The sequence below is a fragment of the Streptococcus suis genome (assembly GCF_002960445.1).
In the GTDB taxonomy this organism is placed as follows: Bacteria; Bacillota; Bacilli; order Lactobacillales; family Streptococcaceae; genus Streptococcus; species Streptococcus hyiners.
Genome location: NZ_POJD01000075.1, coordinates 1 through 18,279, shown reverse-complemented (window position 1 = coordinate 18,279; position 18,279 = coordinate 1). Strand labels below are relative to the sequence as shown.

Sequence of the window (18,279 nt, the reverse complement as noted above, 5' to 3'; positions counted from 1 at the left end):
AAATCCCGGCCCTATAAACCGAGATTTTCATATTTTGTTCGATAGCCAATCTGCAAGATTTTTCCATCTTGAATCAGCAAGGGACGCTTAATCAGCATGCCATCATTAGCTAATAAGTCTAATGCTTGGTCCACAGTCAAACTATCAAATTTATCTTTCAGACCAAGTTCACGATAGCTATTGCCGGAGGTATTGAAATACTTCTTCAATTCAAGACCAGTTGCAGCCATCCAGGCTTTGAGCTGATCTGCACTGGGAGGCGTTGCCTTGATGTCAATAGCTTCAAATTCCAAGCCCAAACTCTTTAGCTCTGCCTTTGCTGCCCGACAGGTCGAGCATTTAGGATACTCATAATATAAAATCATTTTTTCACCTCAAAGTGTGGATTTTCATGTTGCAAGAGCCAGATTTTCTTGTCCAAGCCACCTGCATAACCTGTCAACTGTCCCTTTTGATTGAGAACACGATGACAGGGAACAATGATAGAATAGGGATTACGCCCAATCGCTCCCCCCACAGCCTGACCAGACCCAAGACCAAGTTGTCGAGCAAGCTGCCCGTAGCTAGTGGTCTGGCCATGAGGGATTTCTTTCAATAATGCCCAAACTTTTTCCTGAAAGTCAGTCCCAACAGGCTCTAAGGGGAGGTCTGAAAAATCTACCTGCTCACCTGAAAAGTAGGCATCTAGGAGCAGCCTTGTACTGTTTAAAATGGGATGTGAGCCTAGTACAACCTCTTCGTTTAAACCTGCTTCAAAATACTTCTGGTCCTCAAACCAGGCTCCGCGCAAGCCTTTATCACCGGCCACTAGGGACATTGCCCCTAGCGGACTCTGGTAGATTGTTTTTACATACATACTTAGTTTTTATTTTTGATTACACGAACCTTGACAATAGCATCCGTTGCTTCAAAATTAGTAACCAACTGGTCAATTTTGGTCTTATCCGCCTCATCCAAGTCTAACAGGGTATAGGCATAGTCACCTTTTGACTTGTTGATGATATTGTCAATGTTAATGCCCAATTCAGACACGGCTGTGGTGATTTTTGCTACCATATTTGGAATATTCTTGTTAATCAAGGTGATACGATATGGAGCATCTAAGAATTGTTTGACATTTGGGAAATTGACGGAGTTGATAATTTCACCTGTTTCCATAAAGTGACGAATGGTTTGACCAGCCGCAATGGCACAGTTAAGTTCAGCTTCTTCTGTTGAGCCTCCAACGTGTGGAAAGACGATAATATTGTCCTTATTAAGCACTTCTTCGGTACCAAAGTCAGTAATGTACTTCTTGATAACACCTGCTTCAATAGCTTCAAACAAGTCGGCATTGTTGACCAATTCACCACGAGCAAAGTTGATTAAGGTTGTCCCTTTTTTCATTTGACCAAAACTGTCCGCATTGAACAAATCACGGGTCTTATCCGTCAAAGGAACATGGACAGTGATATAGTCGGCATTGGTAAAGATTTCTTTCAAATCATCCACACGCTTGACGTGACTTGAGATACTCCATGCTGTTTCAATCGATACATAAGGGTCGTAGCCAAGAACATTCATCCCTAGACGGCGAGCATCGTTGGCAATACGAGCACCGATAGCACCCAACCCGATAACACCAAGTGTCTTACCTGAAATCTCAGTCCCTGCAAACTGTTTCTTACCTGCCTCCACTTGCTTTGGCACATCATCACCTGAAAGCGTGTTAGCCCAGGCTGTCGCTCCGATATAGTCACGCGCAGACAAGAGGATAGAAGCAAGCACTGCTTCTTTTACTGCGTTGGCATTGGCTCCAGGAGTATTGAAGACCACAATCCCTTTCTCAGTCGCTTCATCGATTGGGATATTGTTGGTCCCTGCACCCGCGCGGGCAATAGCCTTGAGATTTTCAGGAAAATCAAAGCCGTACAAGTTTTCAGAACGGATGATAAAGGCATCTGGATTTGCTGCATGATCACCATCAATCTGGAAACGATTGCCTAATTCCTTTAGACCAACTTGGTTAATATTGTTAAATGTTCGTACGCTAAATACCATTATTCTTACCTAAAAAGGCGGAAGAGCCTCCGCCTGACTTTCTTTCATATTTTTAATTATTTCCAAGCAACCAACGATCGTCTTCACTAATCTCCTGATAGAGACTGCGTTCGCTCTTATGCTTGATTTTTTGGTAGGCTAGGCGTTCTCCGTCCAAGGGAATTTTCCCACAATAGACGAAGCCTAGTTTTTCCAGAATATGCTGCATGACCAGATTTTTCTCATGGGTGTCACATCGGAAGTCTGGTCCCTTTTGCCCTTCAATAATCCCTTGCAGGAAGGTCTGAACCACACCTTGACCCTGATAGTCCTTAGCTACTGCCACACGGTGAATGGTCGTATAGAGGGGATTGTTGTGTTGCCACTTGCCATCATAGATGGCTTCATAGGCAGCCTCTGTCCCACGAAAGACAGCCGCATAAACCGCAGCCTTACCGTCCACCAGACCAACATAGCCCTTGCCACTTAAAATATCATCAATAATTATTTCTTGGTCAGGATAGACCCCTTGCCATTGGCTACTGCCAGAAGCTGCCAGGAAAGCCTTGGCCTGTTCCATAATCTGACAAATTGATCCTACTTCATTGGGATGCGCAAGACGGATTTCCATTATGCATTCTCCGCTGCAAATTTTTTCATAAAGTCAATCAAATCGACCACACCTTGGCGTGGGAAGGCATTGTAAAGCGAAGCCCGCATACCGCCAACAGAACGGTGTCCCTTAATATTCTTAAAGCCTGCCGCTGATGCTTCTTTAACGAACTTGGCATCCAATTCCTCGCTAGGTGACACAAATGGAATATTGGCTACTGAACGCTCTTCTTTTTTACGAACAGGGTTTTTGTAGAAATTAGACTGATCAATGTAGTCATAAAGCAAGCCAGACTTTTCGCGGTTGATTTTTTCCATTTCATCCACACCACCGATTTCCTTGACCCATTCAAAGACTAGCTTAGAAATGTAGATAGAGTATGCAGGCGGCGTGTTATATAGTGACTCATTTTCTGCTTGGATACGGTAGTCCAACATACTTGAAAGCATTGGTTGGTCGTTGAGGAAATCCTCACGCACAATGACAACAGTCACACCAGCAGGACCAATGTTCTTCTGAGCCCCTGCATAAATCATGGCAAAATCTTCTACATTGTAGCGAGCCGCCAAGATATTGGAAGACATATCTCCAATAACCGGAACGCCATTGGTATCAGGTATATTGTAAACAGCCGTACCTTCGATGGTATTGTTGGTTGTCAAGTGCACATAAGCTGCGTTTGGATCGATATCGTTCTTATCAAAGGTTGGCAATTCTGCATAGGTAATATCTTCTGTGGAGCCCAACAAAATTGGTTCAAAGTCAATAGTCTTAGATAATTTCACAGCCTCTGTGTAGGCTTTTTTGCCCCATGAACCACCTGCTAAATAGTAGGCTTTTTTACCTTGGGCAAAGTTTAGGGGAATCATGGTGAATTCCAAAGAAGCCCCACCTTGTAAGAAGATTACCTTATAATTATCAGGAATAGCCATCAATTCACGAAGGGTCGCTTCAGCACCTTTAATAATATCATCGAAGTCTTTGGAGCGATGGGACATCTCCAAAACACTCATTCCCGAACCATTGTAGTCCAAGAATTCAGCTTGAGCGCGTTCAAGCACTGGTTTTGGCAATACTGCAGGACCTGCAGAGAAGTTGTAGATTGTCATAAATTCCCTCCAAAATTAGAATTCGTTCATTATATCACAAGTATTCTGAAAATTCCATAAAATAAGCTACATTCTCAGAAAAGGTACGGAAAATGAGAAAAGGACTAGACTCAGCCTAGTCCATGATATAGATCATATACTTCTTGTTTTTTGAGTTGGTAGCGTTTAGCTACCTCCTTGATGGCCTGGTTGGGTTTGCGGCCCATTGCGATTTCCTTTTCCACCTCTGCCTTTAGATCCACTTCGTCTGCAGATGGTAACTCTTCTTCACCAACACCTGCAACGATGATTAAACACTCGCCCTTAAGGGGATTTTCCTTCAGATAATCTAGAACTTCTGTGATACTTCCTCGCTGGTACTCTTCATATAGCTTGGTCAATTCCCGAACGATAGTCACTTGACGATTTCCATAGACAGATAGCATATTTTCCAAAGTATCCGCTACCCGATAAGGAGATTCATAGAAAATCTGTGTTTCAGGGTAGGCACGTTTTTCTTGGAAAAAGTCCTTTTGTTGCCCTGCTTTTCTCGGTAAAAAACCATAGAAAATATGAGGCTGGGGAGCCAAGCCAGAGGCAATCAAGGCTGTAATACCTGCTGAAGCACCAGGTAGGGCTACAACTGGGATATTTTCTTCAATCGCCACCTTGACCAAGTCATGACCAGGATCCGAGATAGAAGGCAGGCCCGCATCCGATACCTGGGCAATGGATTGACCCGACTTGAGCCAGTCTATCAGAACTGGAATTTTTTCATGAGCATTGTGCTCATGGAAAGAGGTTTGACGAGTTTCAATCTCAAAATGTTTGAGCAGAAGTCCTGTATTGCGAGTATCTTCCGCTGCAATGACATCTACTTCTTTCAAGGCCTGGATAGCTCGAAAGGTCATATCCTGAAGGTTTCCAATAGGGGTAGGAACCAGATATAAGGTCCCAAAGCTAGTCTGTCCCTTAAATGATTTTTGTACTTTCATGCTATTCTCGATTCAATAATTCAATGCAGAACATACAGGGTTCATCATTTTCCCTGCGCTGTCCATAAGAGAAGGTACAGATATGGAAGCCATCTTCGTAGATATGTTCCAAGTTTTCCTTACCAAAGTTGGATGACTTATGGCCTATCTTATCTTCCTTCTCAAGACGCTCGCGCAATTTGGAATTTTCCAAACGCAAGGTCGTATTTTCATCAATGACACCCTGTAAATGCTTCTTTATGGCATCTACCTCTGCTAAGGTGGTCAAGAGATTTTGTGAAAAATCATCTAGGGCATCAAAAATTTCTTTCTTATCCATGGTCTTCCTTTCTGCTTATTTTAATGTCAGATACTCCAAACTATTCTGTAGGCTGACATTGGCCTGCCACATTTCCTTGGCTCTTAGTAGGTTATCCATTTTTTCAATTACCTGTGGCTCCAACATTCTTTCTGCTAATAATAGACTGAGTAAATCAAACAATCGTCCTTGCTCTACCTTTTCCACAGCCAAGGAAAGCAAGCTCCCTACCTGCAAATAAGCCCGATTGCTGTCAGTCAGCAGCAGGTCGATAAATTTCCTAGCCTGACCCATTAGCTCCAGAAAATTCTTATTCTCTGCTAATTTTAGGGCCTCTTCCTGACTAGAAACTAGTCGCGCTAGCAGGTTGGCCTGGTTTTTCAACAAACCTTCTTCCTCCAGCAACCGCTCCAAGAGGGACAGATTTTTAGGAAAGCCGATAATCTGGGTTCGACTTTTAATGGTCGGAAGCACTGCTTCTTCCTGATTGGTCAAGAGAAAAATATGGATATCCGACTGAGGTTCCTCAATTACTTTCAGGAGAGAATTGGCTGCATTGGCATGCATTTTCTCAGCATCTCGAATGATAAAAACCTGTTTGCTAGATTCAAAACCTGACTGAGAAAAATTCTTGACCAATTCACGAACAGTTTCTGTCTTGATGATATTGCCCTGGGGAGCTAGCAAGGTCACATCTGAAAACTCATCCGCTTCAATTAAACGACAAGTTCGACAATTCTGACAAGGTAACACACCTACTTTTTCCCCACAAAATAAGGACTGGCTGAGAAAAATAGCCATGTCATAACTGGCAAAATCACCAGAAAACAGATAGGCATGGGCCAGACGTCCTTGCTCCAAAATGGTCACAAATCGCTGGAATAGGCCAGGTTGTAACTGTCTTAGTTCTTCAATTTTCATGCTCTTTCCGCAAACCGTTTCTTAATGACTGACAAAGCATCCGCAACAACAGCTTCTAAAGGCTGACTTGCATCAATCTTGACCAAACGCTCTGGCTCTTTTTCTAAAATACTGAGATAGCCCTGCCGAACCCTTTTATGCATATCCGCCTTTTCCATGTCCAGACGGTCCACATCTCGATCCGCATTACGAGAAATCCGAGCTAGGCCCTCTTCTGCGTCAATGTCAAAATAGAGGGTCAAATCAGGTTTCAAGCCATCTGTCGCAAACTGATTCAGCCAGTTAATATCAGCCACATCCAAGCCCCTTCCAAAGCCTTGATAGGCAATGGAAGAATCGATAAAGCGATCAATTAAAAGCAACTTACCTTCAGCCAAGGGAGGTAAGATTTTTTCTTTCAAGTGCTGACGACGGGCTGCGATAAAGAGTAAGAGCTCCGTCTTATCATCCATTTCCGTATTGGCTGGATCCAAAATAATAGAACGAATGTCCTCAGCAATGGCCACTCCGCCTGGTTCTCTAGTTGTCACCACTTCTGGACCTAGCTCCTGCAAGGCTGGTAACAATTCCTGCAAAACCGTTGTCTTCCCAGCCCCATCTGGACCTTCAAATGTAATAAAAAAACCCTTACTCATCCTTCTCCTCATTCTTTGAACCTATATTCACAGTTGGCAGTTCCATCTAGGACCATCTTTTAGGCTAAGCATTGTTCGTTTTTCAACAAGCACTTACTAGACTAGCAAAAAATATCACTGGATATTATGCGCTTTACTGGTGAAAATAGGCTCTGAGATATTCATTCCATTTTACCAAAAAATAGGCAAAAAATCACTTGAAAAATAGACTTGTTTTTTATATGAAAATCTTTTACAATTGATATATAGATTTCTTGGGAGGGCCCTATGATTCGTATAAAGAATATAGTCTTGATTTTGCTTGGTGCTGGTCTATTTGCCTTTGGACTAAATTACCTCATCATGCCCAATCGCTTGTTTGAGGGAGGAGCGACTGGACTAGCACTCATTATTTATTACCTATTCCATATTCAACCATGGATAATGAACATTGTGATTAACATTCCCTTGTTTATTCTTGGTTGGAAAATATTAGGTAAAAAAACTCTCTATCTCAGTATTTTAGGGACCTTGGCTGTTACTGTTTGGCTGGCCATTTTTGAAAAAATCCCTTTCTCCATCAATCTCCAGCAAGATTTGATTTTGGTCAGTATCTTAGGTGGCATTCTGATGGGGCTGGGCCTGGGAACCATCTTTCGTTCAGGGGGAACAACTGGAGGAAGTGATATTATCGCCCGTATCGGTCATAAATACACTCCATATTCTATTGGACAAATTATCCTAGCCATTGATATCCTAATTCTAACCTTAATTGTCATTGTCTTTAAGGACCTACGAACTGTCCTATATACCTTGATGATGGTAGCCATCGCTTCCCGTGTCATTGACTTTGTCACTGAGGGTGGCTACGGTAGCAAGGGCGTGATGATTGTTTCACAAAAATCCGATCAGCTTGCCCAGGCCATTGATAGCGAGATTGAACGTGGCGTCACCTTTATCAAGGCACAAGGTTTTTACAGCAAGACCGATGTCAATATGATCTACTCGGTCATCTATAAAAGTCAATTACAAGAAATGAAGGAGCTCATCCATCGAATTGACCCTCACGCCTTTATCACCATAACAGATGCCCATGAAGTGCTAGGAGAAGGATTTACACTCGACCGAGATAAAAAGCCACTAGAACGGCATTGATAAGAAAACTAAAACTGCAGATTCAAATGTCTGCAGTTTTTTGCATTATTCAGTTGTTTCAAGTGGCTGTTCAGCTTCGGACTGTGCTTCTTTTCCTTGTTCTAGCAAGGCAGCGATAATCTTCTGATCACGCAATTTTACAGAATCATTGATGGTTTCAGCAGATCGGATAATGGCCGCTTCCAGCTCACGACGTTTTTGACGACCTTCGCCAATAGCCGCAATAATACCATTGTTCTGGGCGACCAAACTCTCTGCCAACTTGGTAACAGAAGCCACTGAAAGGGTAGGATTTTGTGCCGTGCGTTCCATCATCGGAATGGCTTCTTTTGATGTATCCGCCAGCATTTGAAGAGCTGCATTGTTGGCATTGACAATGGCATCCGCTGTCTGACTAGACTTGATAGACTGTTGGAGGATACCCAACTGGGCAATAGACAGCTTCATTGTCGGAATGGTATTGCGGCGCAACATACCCAGACGTTGTTTCATATCTGACGAAACTTTGACAAGGTTGCGCATTTGTGGCGTTGTTGTCCAGGCAACATAGAGGCGGCTCATGTATTCTGAGTGTTGTTGTTCCAGAATATTGGCAACTTCCGTCACACGCGCCAGCTTTTCAGAAGCAACTTGATAGTCTACCGTAGTCGGTTGCAGACCTGCCAAGCGTTCCTGCTCTGCTTTTGCTCGCTGGGCAGCCTCTTGACCAGTGGCTTCGATAAAGGCGATGACACCGACTAGATTTTCAATAGACTTGGTATTGTTCTCAATCAAGAGCTCCGCTGATACAATATTGCGGGACAAGACCTCTTCTTGCTTGACCACGCTGGCTGCCATGCTGTCCATTTTCTTCTCAATGGTCTGCGAATCAAAATAAAATTCCTGCAAGTCATTTTTGGTCTGCTTAAACAAGCGTTGGAAGAAACCTGGTTTCTTTTCCAACTCAGCAGTTGTCGAAATGTCCTTGTACTTAGCCACAAAACCATTCAATTCACGGTTGGTATTGGCCAGAAGCTCATCCACCTGTGGAATTTCAATCTTTTTCTGTTCAGACAGAATATGGTTGACCGTTGCATTGACTTCTTCCACGGCTTCCTTGCCGAAATCCAAGAGTGTATTCTGGTTGGCCAAGAAATTATCTACCAATTGCGGTGCTTTAGCACGAATGCCTGTCTGTTGTTCTGGTGTCAACTGGGCCAAGAAAGATACCTTGGTCGTATCTCCAGCTGGTGTTGCTTGAATGATCTCTGTGGTCTTGTCCTTGGTTGACAAACTATTGTTAGCAATCTGATCAATATCGAAATTAAATCCTGACATCTTATCCCTCTTTCTTCTTCATCATGCGCAGGCTGATTTCAAAATCCTGCATATCTGCTTCGTTAAATTGTTTAATGGTATGGTCCAAATCCCTGTCAAAGGTTTCCAGAGCCAGCTTAGCCTGGGCCAGTCGCTCTTCTGCATTGAAATAATCTTTGGGTGCTTCCTTGATTTTCAAATAACCTTGTAAGATATCCCTAAAGCGATTCATATTGGCTTCATGGATGGCTGTCAATTCTTCCCGCTTATCCGGTGCATTTTCAAGTTTCTCTAGAATAACCTGATTGTCCCTTTGAATATTGCAATAGGTTTCAAGAATTTCAGGAGCCAATTCTGCAATATAGGCTTGCTCGTCCCCAGGTTTAGCTTGCCTAGGAGAACCCTCACTTTTCAGATTATCATGACTTTCAGTAAAGGAGGAAGTCTGCTCAGGCATTTTTAATTGATATTTTAGTTGCAAGGTATCGACAATTTCCTTGCTTTGAAAGGCATCCAGGTATTTGCCGTTCTTTTGATAGAGCTGGTCTAACTCAAACAATTCTCCTAAGATGCGGCTACGCAAGCTTAAAACTGCTTTATCCTCACCGCTTTCCGCCAACAATTGCTGGTGTTTCTCAAATCCAGACCGAATACTGAGCTGGAGGGTCTGCAAGCGGTTGATTTTGTCCCCATGCAAAAAACGGTTGATATTATCACGCTGGAAAAGCTTACCAAGCATTGGTAAGACAACTTTTCCAAGAACTTTGAACAAACCGAGTACTAGGACAAGCAGGATACTCTCTATATCGTCATCTCTATACTTCTTATATTTCTTATAACCCATACTTCCTCCTCTTGTAATCCCTTATATTATACCATATAAGTATTTTATCTAGTCAAAACTTATTTACAAAAAGAAGAAAAAGCCGAGTTAGCTCGACTTTTATATATTTTTTGCAACGGTAGGGACTAGACTATCAATCTGTAAGCCCCCCCCTTCAAATAGATTGCGAACCTCATCGACATCTACCTTACCATCAATTTGGACTTCGATAACTGCCTTACCTGATTTGGTCACCAATTGAACAGTTGAAGCGATATTATAGTCTTTATCAGCAACCAAGCGAATAATCTTCTCTAACTCCCCTGCCTTGTTTTCCACAAGGAAACGAGCACGCACTCCCTCTTCGCCATAGCCTGAAACATGGAGAAAGGCTGCAAAGACATCACGGTCAGTAATGACACCATAGAGCTGTCCATTATCCACTACAGGCAAGATACCGACCTTGTTTTTGTACATGAGGTAAACAGCATCTTCCAAACTAGCATAGCCTGAAACAGTGATGACATTTTTGATCATGACATCCTTGACCTTGGTCTTGTTCAGAAGATAGTTCATCTCGTAGATAGATAAACTGGTTGCCTTTGATGGACTTGCTTCAGCAATGGTTCCTTCTGTCACTAAGCCGACTAATTTGTCATTTTCAATAACAGGCAAACGGTGCAAGCCTTGCTCACGCATCAAATCAGCCGCATGGGCAATGGTTGTATCTGGTGAAATGTAAACAACTTTACGGGTCATAAAATCTTTAACTGACATAGGATTTCCTCCTCGATTTTTCCTACCTCAATTATAGCACAATGCGAAAACGATTTCAATATTTTGTGAAAAGATATGAAAGTCAGAGACCTTAATCAACAGAAAGAATATCTAAACCAAGCCTCTATCATTGAAGGGTGATTAGGCAACCATCGTTCTACCATTTTGACTTCCTCCTAGAACTCATGCTCTTGTGAAAGGGAAGCCAACTGTTCTGAGGTTAAACCAGTGATTTCTAAAACATCTTCTATGCCAAGACCTCTGTTTAATAAGCGCTGAGCAACTTCTAATCGACCTTCTGCTAGACCTTCTTCCCTACCGTTCCGTCTGCCACGTATAAAAGAACTTTCCAACTCTCCAAAATGATTGGAAGCGTTGCGCAACCATTGATCTACCATTTTGACTTCCTCCTCTGTCCATGTATTTCTATCCAGCAGGTGTTCTGCCTTTTCAATAACATCTGATGTAGCTTGACTAAATTCTCGATTGGCAAAAAATTCAATCCATTGGCGCTGACTTTTCTCAAGCCGACCCTTACGGAATTTTTTCAGTTCAATAATGACCATCTCAAACGGCTTTTTCAATTCCTCATGTTCGCCAAATGGCAATTCCAAGATTTGACCCCCATCTTTTTCAGTCAATACAAAACTATGAATAGGTTGGTCGTCATCAAAATACCTGCTGGCTACTAAGGCAATCGAATAAATCGGTGAAATTTTGTCATACATATCATGTGTCTGCGCAACTTTCTCACGAACATTGGGCAAGTCCTTGACCAGATGTTGACAGGTATAGGTCCACAAACGCTTGATAAAACTATTCTGATAGGCAACTTGTATCTCAATGATTACCTGTGTCCCATCATCCATACGAGCCAGAATATCCACAGTAGTGCTAAAGTGACCGGTCCTTTCTTTTTTTACATCCGCTATGGTGCCATTCAAAATTTGAACCGTCTTAGGGCGAAAACCTAGAAAGGTATTGATAAAATCAATGGTTATCTCATGGTCATTAAAAATCTTTTTTGCAAGAACATCAGCCATGGGACTGACTGACTGCCGACGTTTAGTCATTTTTTATCCTCCAAATAAAGTGATTGAGAAATATTCTCTATCTATTTATTCGAAGTTCCTAGTTATATTATAGCATTTTGGGAAACAATTTTCAAAACCAAAAAGACGAAAAAAAGCAGAGCTAGTAATCCAACTCTGCTTCTCAGTATATAAGTGTGTTCAGTCAGTCAGGAATAAGGTTGCTAAATTAAGTTCCTTCTCCTATTTCAACTTCTCCAGAAAGGCTGTCAGCTCTGCCTGTGCTTCTGGTGTGGTACCGACTAGCTGACCAAGCATGCTTTCAAGTTGGGCTGTGGTTGCTGCGATTTCCTTATCGGTCTGGGCCAGCTTGTCCGCAAGCTCTGTTAGTGGAACAACTGGCTCTTCCTCAAAGGTATCGACATAGCGAGGAATGTTGAGGTTGTAGTCATTTTCCACAATCTCCTCAAAGCTAGCTAGGTGGGCAAACTTGTCTAGATCTTGACGGTCTTGATAGGCTTTCAAAATCTTGGCGATATGGTCATCGGTCATGATATTTTGGTTTTTGCCCTTGTCAAATTCTTTAGATGCATCGATAAAGAGAACATCTTTACTGGTGCGGTTTTTCTTGAGAATGATGACTGTAGTTGGAATGGAGGTATTATAGAAGATGTTGGCTGGTAGACCAATCACGGTGTCAATGGCTCCTTCTTCTAGGAGATGCTGACGAATTTTCTGCTCTGCATTTCCCCTAAAGAGAACCCCGTGAGGGAGAACAATGGCCATAACACCTGAATGCTTGAGGTGGTAGAAACCATGAAGGAGGAAGGCGAAGTCAGCCTTGGATTTGGGTGCCAGAACACCATAGCTGGAGAAACGAGCGTCTTGCAAAAAACCAGCGTCCCCACTCCACTTCTGAGAATAAGGTGGGTTCATGAGCACCCCGTCAAAGTCTGTCGGCTCAGTCGTTGGCCAGTCCGCATCAAGGGTATCGCCGACATGAAGTTTTTGGTTTTCGATAGCAACCCCGTGGAGCATCATGTTCATGCGGGCCAGGTTGTAGGTCGAGGTGTTAATCTCCTGACCGAAGTAGGAAACGGTCGAAGCCTCTTTACTGTAACGTTTGGCGTTAAGAAGGAGGGAACCTGATCCCATGGTTGGGTCATAGAGGGTCATTCCCTTTTGATGTTCCCGTCCAAGAAAGACAATCTGGGTCATGAGGTGGGAAACGGCTTGAGGCGTATAGAACTCCCCTGCTTTCTTACCTGAATCGCTGGCAAACTGACCAATCAGGTACTCATAAGCATCTCCCAAAACATCTCCATCATGGTTACTGAGATTGAGTTCATGGAGTTCTTTGATCAGGGCTGAAATGACCTGATTCTGCTTTTGTGGTGTTGGACCTAGCTTTTTAGAGTAGAGGTCGATGTCTTCAAAGAGGTTTTCAAAAATCTCGTTGGACTGCTCAATGTCACGGAATCCTTGTGCTAAATCTTCCAACTGGAAGTTGCTGGTGTGGACTTTTGCCACCAAGGCCGTAAAGGTCAGACCAGGCTCGATAAAGTAACCCAGCTCATCATCAAGGACATCTAGCAAATCTTCCTTAACATCTGGATCCGCAAAATTTTCTTCATAGAGTGCTTGAGCCTGTGACAAACTGTCAAAAGATTCATCAAGGTTGTCACACACTGCCAAAAGTAACTTATCTGATAGGTATTTGTAGAAAATCAAGCCCAAAAGGTAGGACTTGTATTCGTTAGCGTCCATCTTGCCACGGAGAATATCCGCCGCATTCCAAAGGGACTGGTAAAGGGATTGTGAGTTGTTTGAATTGTTCATGTCTGTGATTCTTTCTAAACTAATTTTCTAAATTATTTATTTATGTTATACTAACTTGGTAGAAAAGTGTTGTTACTTTAAAAGTTGAAGTAACATGAGACGGTGGCTCTCATTTCTAAAAAGGGAGGTGATGCCTATGGGCATAACTGAACAAATCTATTTAGAAAGGATAAGCTAGTTTTTTGACAGCTTTTGAGGTTGTTCAAACTATTCTAGGCTTTGCAAGTTTTGTCATAGCCCTGATTAGCTTGTGTTACAAACTCTTTAAAGATAAAAACAAAAAATAATCCGTCCCCACTTTCGGCAAGTTGAACGGATTATTTCTGTAAATATGAGCCACCGTCTTAAACGGTTCTACTGAGAGTTGGATTGCCGTCCAACTCTTTTTCTATGCTCATTCTATCAGAATATCAACCGTTCGTCAAGAAATATAATGGGAATTAGGAGGTCGAACCTGTCTCCCAGACAGGTTGAATTATACAAATAATTTACGGAGTAGGGTCTTTTTCATCTCTTTCAAGCTAGCCAGCTTGTCCTCCACCTGAGCAATCTCTTGATCGAGGGTTTGGAAGAAAGTGCCGATAGCTTCCTGTTCGGGGAGGGAGGGGAGGGAGATTTTTTGAGTTGACAACGATGTTTGATTTATACTCGCTTGATTCACAGCTTGATTAGCATGTGCTTTAGACCAATTTTTCTTCGATTCCGTCACTAACTGATAATAAATGAAATATGGATTTATTAAGTCTTTATTTGGAACTAGTCTTAATAAATTGATTCCATGAAATACTTCTTCCATGGTATTAAATATTGCTACTTTACCAATATGAACCAAAGAATTTATGTTACTAAAAAGAATATCTCCGAAATTTAATCTATACTTCTCATCAGGTAGTTCATTTGAAAATCCTGTTCTTGATACATCTACCTTTCCTTCGGAAATTGTTTCAATCCTTGTTAACTTATATTTTCCGTTATTCAATGTTGCATCCCCAGTATAACCAGATGAGATAGACACAACTTCCCCCAACTTCACTTCTTCCCAGTCGTCTTCAAAGCCTTGGAAGCGGAGAGCTGGTTTAGTTTGTCCCTTGGCTGGAAAGAGGAGTTTGAGATAGCTCTTCTTCTGCTCCTTGAGTGTGTCCAACTTATGCTGATGAAGGGTGATTTGTTGGTCCAGGGTGGAGAAGAATGTGCCGATGGCTTCTTGTTCGGGGAGGGAGGGGATGAATAATCTAGTTTCGAAGAAATCATTAGGAGCTATATTCAATAACCCATGATTTCTTGCCCCTTCAGCCGCAATCATAGATACTTCTTTATACCAGTTTACAGTATCGTAGTAACTCACTAGATAATCAGAACAAATCAAAGAAGTCGGTTTAAATACAATATAAAGTGTGGAAAGCACTCCCATTTCATACCTATCTAACCTTTTTATTGCTCCCCACGGATAGCCATTTGAATATGATTTATTATAGGCGAATTCACCCTTCTTAATTAGATAGTAACTCGATACATCTTTACTTGCAACTTGCTTATTAAAAAACTCTTCTTGGTCTACTAATCCATGTTGTGCGGAAATAGTTAGCGGTAAACTAGAGATCAACTCTTTGTTTCTTCTAGTAACTCTTTTACTAATCTCCCCCAACTTCCGCAGTTCCCAAGCGTCAGTGTAGCCTTGGAAACGATAGGCTGGGATATTATTGTTTGTTTTCATTTAATTTAATAACTCCTTTCTCATTTGTTCAGTATTATTACTTTGAACAAATTTTATTCGTTCCTCACCAGTCAGTCGAACTAATTCACTCTTACCTAAAATAATTGCTAGATTTCTAACAATTGCTCGTTTTGCATCCAAGTTATAATATGTAAAAATGAAACGATAGTCCCATCCTTTAATTTCCGATAATTCAAAACACTTCTTGAATATTTCTTTATCGAGAGGATCAACAGAATGTCCAAACACGACAATATTTAATGCTGTTGATTGTGTATAAAAATCTCCACCGTCATGTGAAGAACCCCAAAATTTCTCATAAAAATTACCTGTTTCTTTAACTACACGTTGATAGAATTTCTGATAAGGGATTAAGTCTTGATTGATATTTTCAGCTTCTGCTTCCTTATCTTCAATACCAAAAACCATGGTATTGATATCATCGTCCGAACGTTCAAAACTACATTTTCCATGAACGAAGTGAGTATTGTCCTCGGTTACACCCAATATTTCACTAGCAGTATTCGTATAATTAAAGGTAATAACTTTAGAATTTTCAATATTTTGAATAGCATCCAATACTGTTGAAGCAGGGCTAATCTTTTGCATTTCAAAATCAACCTTATCCAAATAGGTTAGATAAAATTCAAGGTAGCTTGTTAAATCATCCAAGGCTTTTATAAAATCGTCATTTATATTATCCAAAACCTTTGAGCGAACAATACTTGAATATCCTCCAAATTTTTGTCTCATAATAAAGTATATGTATTTGATTGCAACATAATTATCCTCATCACGCAAAGTCAGCTCTGCATTAGGTCCAAGTAAATTTGGTATTTGATTTAAATTATGTTTTATAACCTGAATTCCCTCTGCTATATCTGAAATTGCCAATTCAATTCCTGACCAGTTTTTACCAAGTTTATCTTTATACTCTTCAATATAGTTAATGTACAAATTATTTGGGAGTTCTAATAACCATTCAATATTTCTGTTTTCGGAGCTTTTTGTTAATTCAAGTACACAATCTATGTTAAAGAATCTATTACTGATGCTAGTGTCATTTTTAAGTTCTTCCCTAATTTGATTTAGTAAATATCTTTTAGTTGCACCACTATTGAGTGAATTTAAAGCTACTAGGGTTATACAATCATCTTTCAATATTGCTAATTTCTCAAAAATATGTTCTGAAATTAGTAAAAATTTTTGGTCTGCTTTCAACTTGTTATAAAAATTTTGTTCTTCTTCTGATTGTTTAGTCTCATCGTACTCATGATTTTCCCAGAGCTTATCTATGTCATCAATAAAAGCAGAGAATGCTTCTTGAATATCTTTTGCATTGTAATGTTGCAGAATATGGCAACCTAAAACCTTTATTTGCCTAGCAAATTTCAAAAAATCCCCATAGCTAGTCTTTCTCCCCATCGCAAGGTCAAAACCATTTCCTAAGATTAAAATATTTTCTGCCATTCCCTTCTCCTTTCTATTTTCATTTCCATCAAATACCGCATTTAGTAGAAATAGCTCTCAATTATTCAATTCTATTTTGACAAAATGCTGATTTTGATAAAATAGACTCATGTTTTTTCATTCTAATTTGACAAAATAGCTTTTTTGTTAAATTAGAATGGATTTTTTGTGGTATAATATGTCAAAATACCACAGATGAGGTTTTTGATATGAACTATACTGAGTTAAGAAAAATTTATTACAGTGATTTTGATAACTATGAAAAAGAGTATCACAATCGCCTAAACGGTTACAGTAGCTTGGTCACGCAACTTTATCCCCGCTTGATGAAAAAAGACCAATTTCATAGTTCGCGTTACCCCTTGTTTGCTGTCCTACACTTGGATATTCAGCTTCTAACCCAAAACATTATTGAAACATCCGACAAAATAAAAACAATCGCAGCCCAATTACCTGAGGTCGCTCACCAGCAGTTTTACACCGAGCAAATGTATCAGTCCATTATTTCTACTAATGAAATTGAAGGTATTGCAACAACTCGTCAAGAGCTGAGGGAAGCTGACAAGATGGTTAATTTGAAGATAGGAACTGATAAAAAGACAAAACACCTTTCCACCCTACGCATGTACAAGGACATCCTAAACGATGACTTTCTCCATATAGAAAAATTGGAAGATATTCGTGCTATCTATGACCAGCTGACAAGCGGAGAGATTGATACGGATGACCAATTGGATGGCCGACTATTCCGTAAGGAGCAAGCATTTGTTAGAGATGAACTATCTGGAAAAGCTGTTCATATTCCCCCAGTGGATGAAGAGCATATCCAGCAGATGCTTAGGGATTGGATTGTCTTCATCAATTCTTCACAAGTTCCTTATCTTATCAAGGCTAGTCTGGGGCACTACTTCTTTGAAAATATCCATCCATTTTATGATGGAAACGGTCGCTGTGGACGCTATATTCTATCTAAATACTTAGCAAGACGGCTAGATAAATTTTCTGGTCTGGTTGTTTCTCAAAAAATAAATGAATACAAAAATGACTATTACAGAGCCTTTAAGACTAGTGGACATTACCTCAACTGTGCTGATGGAACCTTTTTTGTCCATTATCTATTGAAGTGTATCTTGGAAGGTCAGGAAGAAATTCTGCTGACCTTGCAAGAAAAACACTCTGATTTACAAGATTATCAGACTAAATTGGAGGAAAACCAAGACTTATCTGATGTGGAAAAATACGTCATCTATCTTTTGGCTCAATCTAAACTATTCGTTAATGAAGAGGATGGCTTGGAAGATAGAGAGATTTTAGCCATTGCTAGCCAGTCTCAGCACCACTTTTCCCAGCGTTCTATCAAGGACAGCATCCTTAAACTGGAGGAAAAGGGTGTTCTGCAGGTGATCACTAAAAAACCACTCAGGCATAGCCTGTCCGATAGTTTCTAGCTACCTCCCCCTCAATGGTAGGATTTCTTCCGCAATCATGTTCATATAGTCCTCTTTAAGGGCTTTTTTCTACCATTTGTCAAGTCTATCAAGGTATTTGATGAAAAATATGTTGAGTTCAATAGTCAAAATAAGAAAATTGTTTTCTTTTGGACTAAGGTTTCGTGTAAAAAAGAGT

19 protein-coding genes are annotated in these 18,279 nt (G+C 40.8%); 3 read left to right on the top strand and 16 right to left on the bottom strand.

The features are described 5' to 3' along the window. Positions 1-11: 11 nt before the first annotated feature. The 9 genes from C1G53_RS01440 to tmk form a co-directional block, all read right to left on the bottom strand. On the bottom strand, positions 12-365 hold the full coding sequence (locus C1G53_RS01440; protein ID WP_105117399.1) for an arsenate reductase family protein: 354 nt from the start codon (positions 363-365) through the stop codon (positions 12-14). Next, positions 362-817 carry a methylated-DNA--[protein]-cysteine S-methyltransferase gene (locus C1G53_RS01435; RefSeq protein ID WP_419579780.1) on the bottom strand — a complete coding sequence of 152 codons (456 nt, stop codon included), beginning with the start codon at positions 815-817 and terminating at the stop codon, positions 362-364. Before C1G53_RS01435 ends, C1G53_RS01440 begins: the two co-directional genes overlap by 4 nt. A 41-nt stretch (positions 818-858) precedes the next feature. Then, positions 859-2,040 (bottom strand): 3-phosphoglycerate dehydrogenase family protein, encoded by a 1,182-nt coding sequence (locus C1G53_RS01430; RefSeq protein ID WP_105117398.1) that lies wholly within the window; start codon positions 2,038-2,040, stop codon positions 859-861. 52 nt (positions 2,041-2,092) lie between these two features. Beyond that, on the bottom strand, positions 2,093-2,650 hold the full coding sequence (locus C1G53_RS01425; protein WP_105117397.1) for a GNAT family N-acetyltransferase: 558 nt from the start codon (positions 2,648-2,650) through the stop codon (positions 2,093-2,095). Beyond that, positions 2,650-3,741, bottom strand: coding sequence for a 3-phosphoserine/phosphohydroxythreonine transaminase (gene serC / locus C1G53_RS01420; RefSeq protein ID WP_105117396.1), 1,092 nt, complete (start codon positions 3,739-3,741; stop codon positions 2,650-2,652). The genes C1G53_RS01425 and serC overlap by 1 nt, the downstream gene beginning before the upstream one ends. Positions 3,742-3,851: 110 nt before the next feature. Continuing rightward, the gene (gene rsmI, locus C1G53_RS01415; RefSeq protein ID WP_105117395.1) at positions 3,852-4,715 is read right to left on the bottom strand and encodes a 16S rRNA (cytidine(1402)-2'-O)-methyltransferase; all 864 of its coding nucleotides are present in this window, start codon (positions 4,713-4,715) and stop codon (positions 3,852-3,854) included. Position 4,716: 1 nt separating this feature from the next. Continuing rightward, positions 4,717-5,034 (bottom strand): DNA replication initiation control protein YabA, encoded by a 318-nt coding sequence (gene yabA / locus C1G53_RS01410; RefSeq protein WP_105117394.1) that lies wholly within the window; start codon positions 5,032-5,034, stop codon positions 4,717-4,719. A 15-nt stretch (positions 5,035-5,049) separates the two neighbouring features. Further along, positions 5,050-5,934: a DNA polymerase III subunit delta' gene (locus tag C1G53_RS01405; RefSeq protein WP_105117393.1), complete on the bottom strand. Its 885-nt coding sequence runs from the start codon at positions 5,932-5,934 to the stop codon at positions 5,050-5,052. Further along, entirely contained in the window at positions 5,931-6,569 is a 639-nt protein-coding gene (gene tmk / locus C1G53_RS01400) for a dTMP kinase (protein WP_105117392.1), read from the bottom strand. Before tmk ends, C1G53_RS01405 begins: the two co-directional genes overlap by 4 nt. 267 nt (positions 6,570-6,836) lie before the next feature. Between tmk and C1G53_RS01395 the strand changes: the two genes are divergently transcribed. After that, the gene (locus C1G53_RS01395; protein WP_105117391.1) at positions 6,837-7,703 is read left to right on the top strand and encodes a YitT family protein; all 867 of its coding nucleotides are present in this window, start codon (positions 6,837-6,839) and stop codon (positions 7,701-7,703) included. A gap of 45 nt (positions 7,704-7,748) precedes the next feature. Here C1G53_RS01395 and C1G53_RS01390 read toward each other — a convergent pair whose 3' ends face one another. The 5 genes from C1G53_RS01390 to C1G53_RS01370 all read right to left on the bottom strand — a co-directional run bounded on the left by C1G53_RS01390 (position 7,749) and on the right by C1G53_RS01370 (position 13,469). Continuing rightward, positions 7,749-9,020 (bottom strand): toxic anion resistance protein, encoded by a 1,272-nt coding sequence (locus tag C1G53_RS01390; protein ID WP_105117390.1) that lies wholly within the window; start codon positions 9,018-9,020, stop codon positions 7,749-7,751. A 1-nt stretch (position 9,021) separates the two neighbouring features. After that, complete coding sequence (locus C1G53_RS01385; RefSeq protein WP_105117389.1) at positions 9,022-9,843, bottom strand: hypothetical protein; 822 nt, start codon at positions 9,841-9,843, stop codon at positions 9,022-9,024. A 99-nt stretch (positions 9,844-9,942) separates the two neighbouring features. Further along, positions 9,943-10,599: a CBS domain-containing protein gene (locus tag C1G53_RS01380; RefSeq protein WP_105117388.1), complete on the bottom strand. Its 657-nt coding sequence runs from the start codon at positions 10,597-10,599 to the stop codon at positions 9,943-9,945. A gap of 176 nt (positions 10,600-10,775) precedes the next feature. Beyond that, positions 10,776-11,672, bottom strand: coding sequence for an Rpn family recombination-promoting nuclease/putative transposase (locus C1G53_RS01375; RefSeq protein WP_105117387.1), 897 nt, complete (start codon positions 11,670-11,672; stop codon positions 10,776-10,778). Between the two features lie 201 nt (positions 11,673-11,873). After that, the gene (locus C1G53_RS01370; protein WP_105117386.1) at positions 11,874-13,469 is read right to left on the bottom strand and encodes a type I restriction-modification system subunit M; all 1,596 of its coding nucleotides are present in this window, start codon (positions 13,467-13,469) and stop codon (positions 11,874-11,876) included. Positions 13,470-13,651: 182 nt separating this feature from the next. On the opposite strand from C1G53_RS01370, the gene C1G53_RS13580 reads away from it, so the two are divergent. Then, a complete protein-coding gene (locus tag C1G53_RS13580; RefSeq protein ID WP_105117385.1) occupies positions 13,652-13,756 on the top strand; it encodes a putative holin-like toxin in 105 nt (34 codons plus the stop codon). 188 nt (positions 13,757-13,944) lie between these two features. Here C1G53_RS13580 and C1G53_RS01360 read toward each other — a convergent pair whose 3' ends face one another. Then, positions 13,945-15,183 (bottom strand): restriction endonuclease subunit S, encoded by a 1,239-nt coding sequence (locus tag C1G53_RS01360; protein WP_105117384.1) that lies wholly within the window; start codon positions 15,181-15,183, stop codon positions 13,945-13,947. Beyond that, on the bottom strand, positions 15,184-16,653 hold the full coding sequence (locus tag C1G53_RS01355) for an AbiH family protein (RefSeq protein WP_105117383.1): 1,470 nt from the start codon (positions 16,651-16,653) through the stop codon (positions 15,184-15,186). It abuts the gene before it with no gap. A 209-nt stretch (positions 16,654-16,862) separates the two neighbouring features. Here C1G53_RS01355 and C1G53_RS01350 point away from each other — a divergent pair, with 209 nt between their 5' ends. After that, positions 16,863-18,101, top strand: a complete 1,239-nt coding sequence (locus C1G53_RS01350; protein ID WP_105117382.1) for a Fic family protein — start codon at positions 16,863-16,865, stop codon at positions 18,099-18,101. Positions 18,102-18,279: the final 178 nt, after the last annotated feature.

Bases quoted from the DNA above. Each gene is read 5' to 3' on its own strand.
- C1G53_RS01375 (WP_105117387.1), bottom strand. From the start codon at position 11,672: ATGACTAAACGTCGGCAGTCAGTCAGTCCCATGGCTGATGTTCTTGCA.
- C1G53_RS01405 (WP_105117393.1), bottom strand. From the start codon at position 5,934: ATGAAAATTGAAGAACTAAGACAGTTACAACCTGGCCTATTCCAGCGA.
- C1G53_RS01395 (WP_105117391.1), top strand. From the start codon at position 6,837: ATGATTCGTATAAAGAATATAGTCTTGATTTTGCTTGGTGCTGGTCTA.
- C1G53_RS01370 (WP_105117386.1), bottom strand. From the start codon at position 13,469: ATGAACAATTCAAACAACTCACAATCCCTTTACCAGTCCCTTTGGAAT.
- C1G53_RS01385 (WP_105117389.1), bottom strand. From the start codon at position 9,843: ATGGGTTATAAGAAATATAAGAAGTATAGAGATGACGATATAGAGAGT.
- C1G53_RS01425 (WP_105117397.1), bottom strand. From the start codon at position 2,650: ATGGAAATCCGTCTTGCGCATCCCAATGAAGTAGGATCAATTTGTCAG.
- yabA (WP_105117394.1), bottom strand. From the start codon at position 5,034: ATGGATAAGAAAGAAATTTTTGATGCCCTAGATGATTTTTCACAAAAT.
- rsmI (WP_105117395.1), bottom strand. From the start codon at position 4,715: ATGAAAGTACAAAAATCATTTAAGGGACAGACTAGCTTTGGGACCTTA.
- tmk (WP_105117392.1), bottom strand. From the start codon at position 6,569: ATGAGTAAGGGTTTTTTTATTACATTTGAAGGTCCAGATGGGGCTGGG.
- C1G53_RS01435 (WP_419579780.1), bottom strand. From the start codon at position 817: ATGTCCCTAGTGGCCGGTGATAAAGGCTTGCGCGGAGCCTGGTTTGAG.
- C1G53_RS01390 (WP_105117390.1), bottom strand. From the start codon at position 9,020: ATGTCAGGATTTAATTTCGATATTGATCAGATTGCTAACAATAGTTTG.
- C1G53_RS01380 (WP_105117388.1), bottom strand. From the start codon at position 10,599: ATGTCAGTTAAAGATTTTATGACCCGTAAAGTTGTTTACATTTCACCA.
- C1G53_RS01350 (WP_105117382.1), top strand. From the start codon at position 16,863: ATGAACTATACTGAGTTAAGAAAAATTTATTACAGTGATTTTGATAAC.
- C1G53_RS01440 (WP_105117399.1), bottom strand. From the start codon at position 365: ATGATTTTATATTATGAGTATCCTAAATGCTCGACCTGTCGGGCAGCA.
- C1G53_RS01430 (WP_105117398.1), bottom strand. From the start codon at position 2,040: ATGGTATTTAGCGTACGAACATTTAACAATATTAACCAAGTTGGTCTA.
- C1G53_RS01355 (WP_105117383.1), bottom strand. From the start codon at position 16,653: ATGGCAGAAAATATTTTAATCTTAGGAAATGGTTTTGACCTTGCGATG.
- C1G53_RS01360 (WP_105117384.1), bottom strand. From the start codon at position 15,183: ATGAAAACAAACAATAATATCCCAGCCTATCGTTTCCAAGGCTACACT.
- serC (WP_105117396.1), bottom strand. From the start codon at position 3,741: ATGACAATCTACAACTTCTCTGCAGGTCCTGCAGTATTGCCAAAACCA.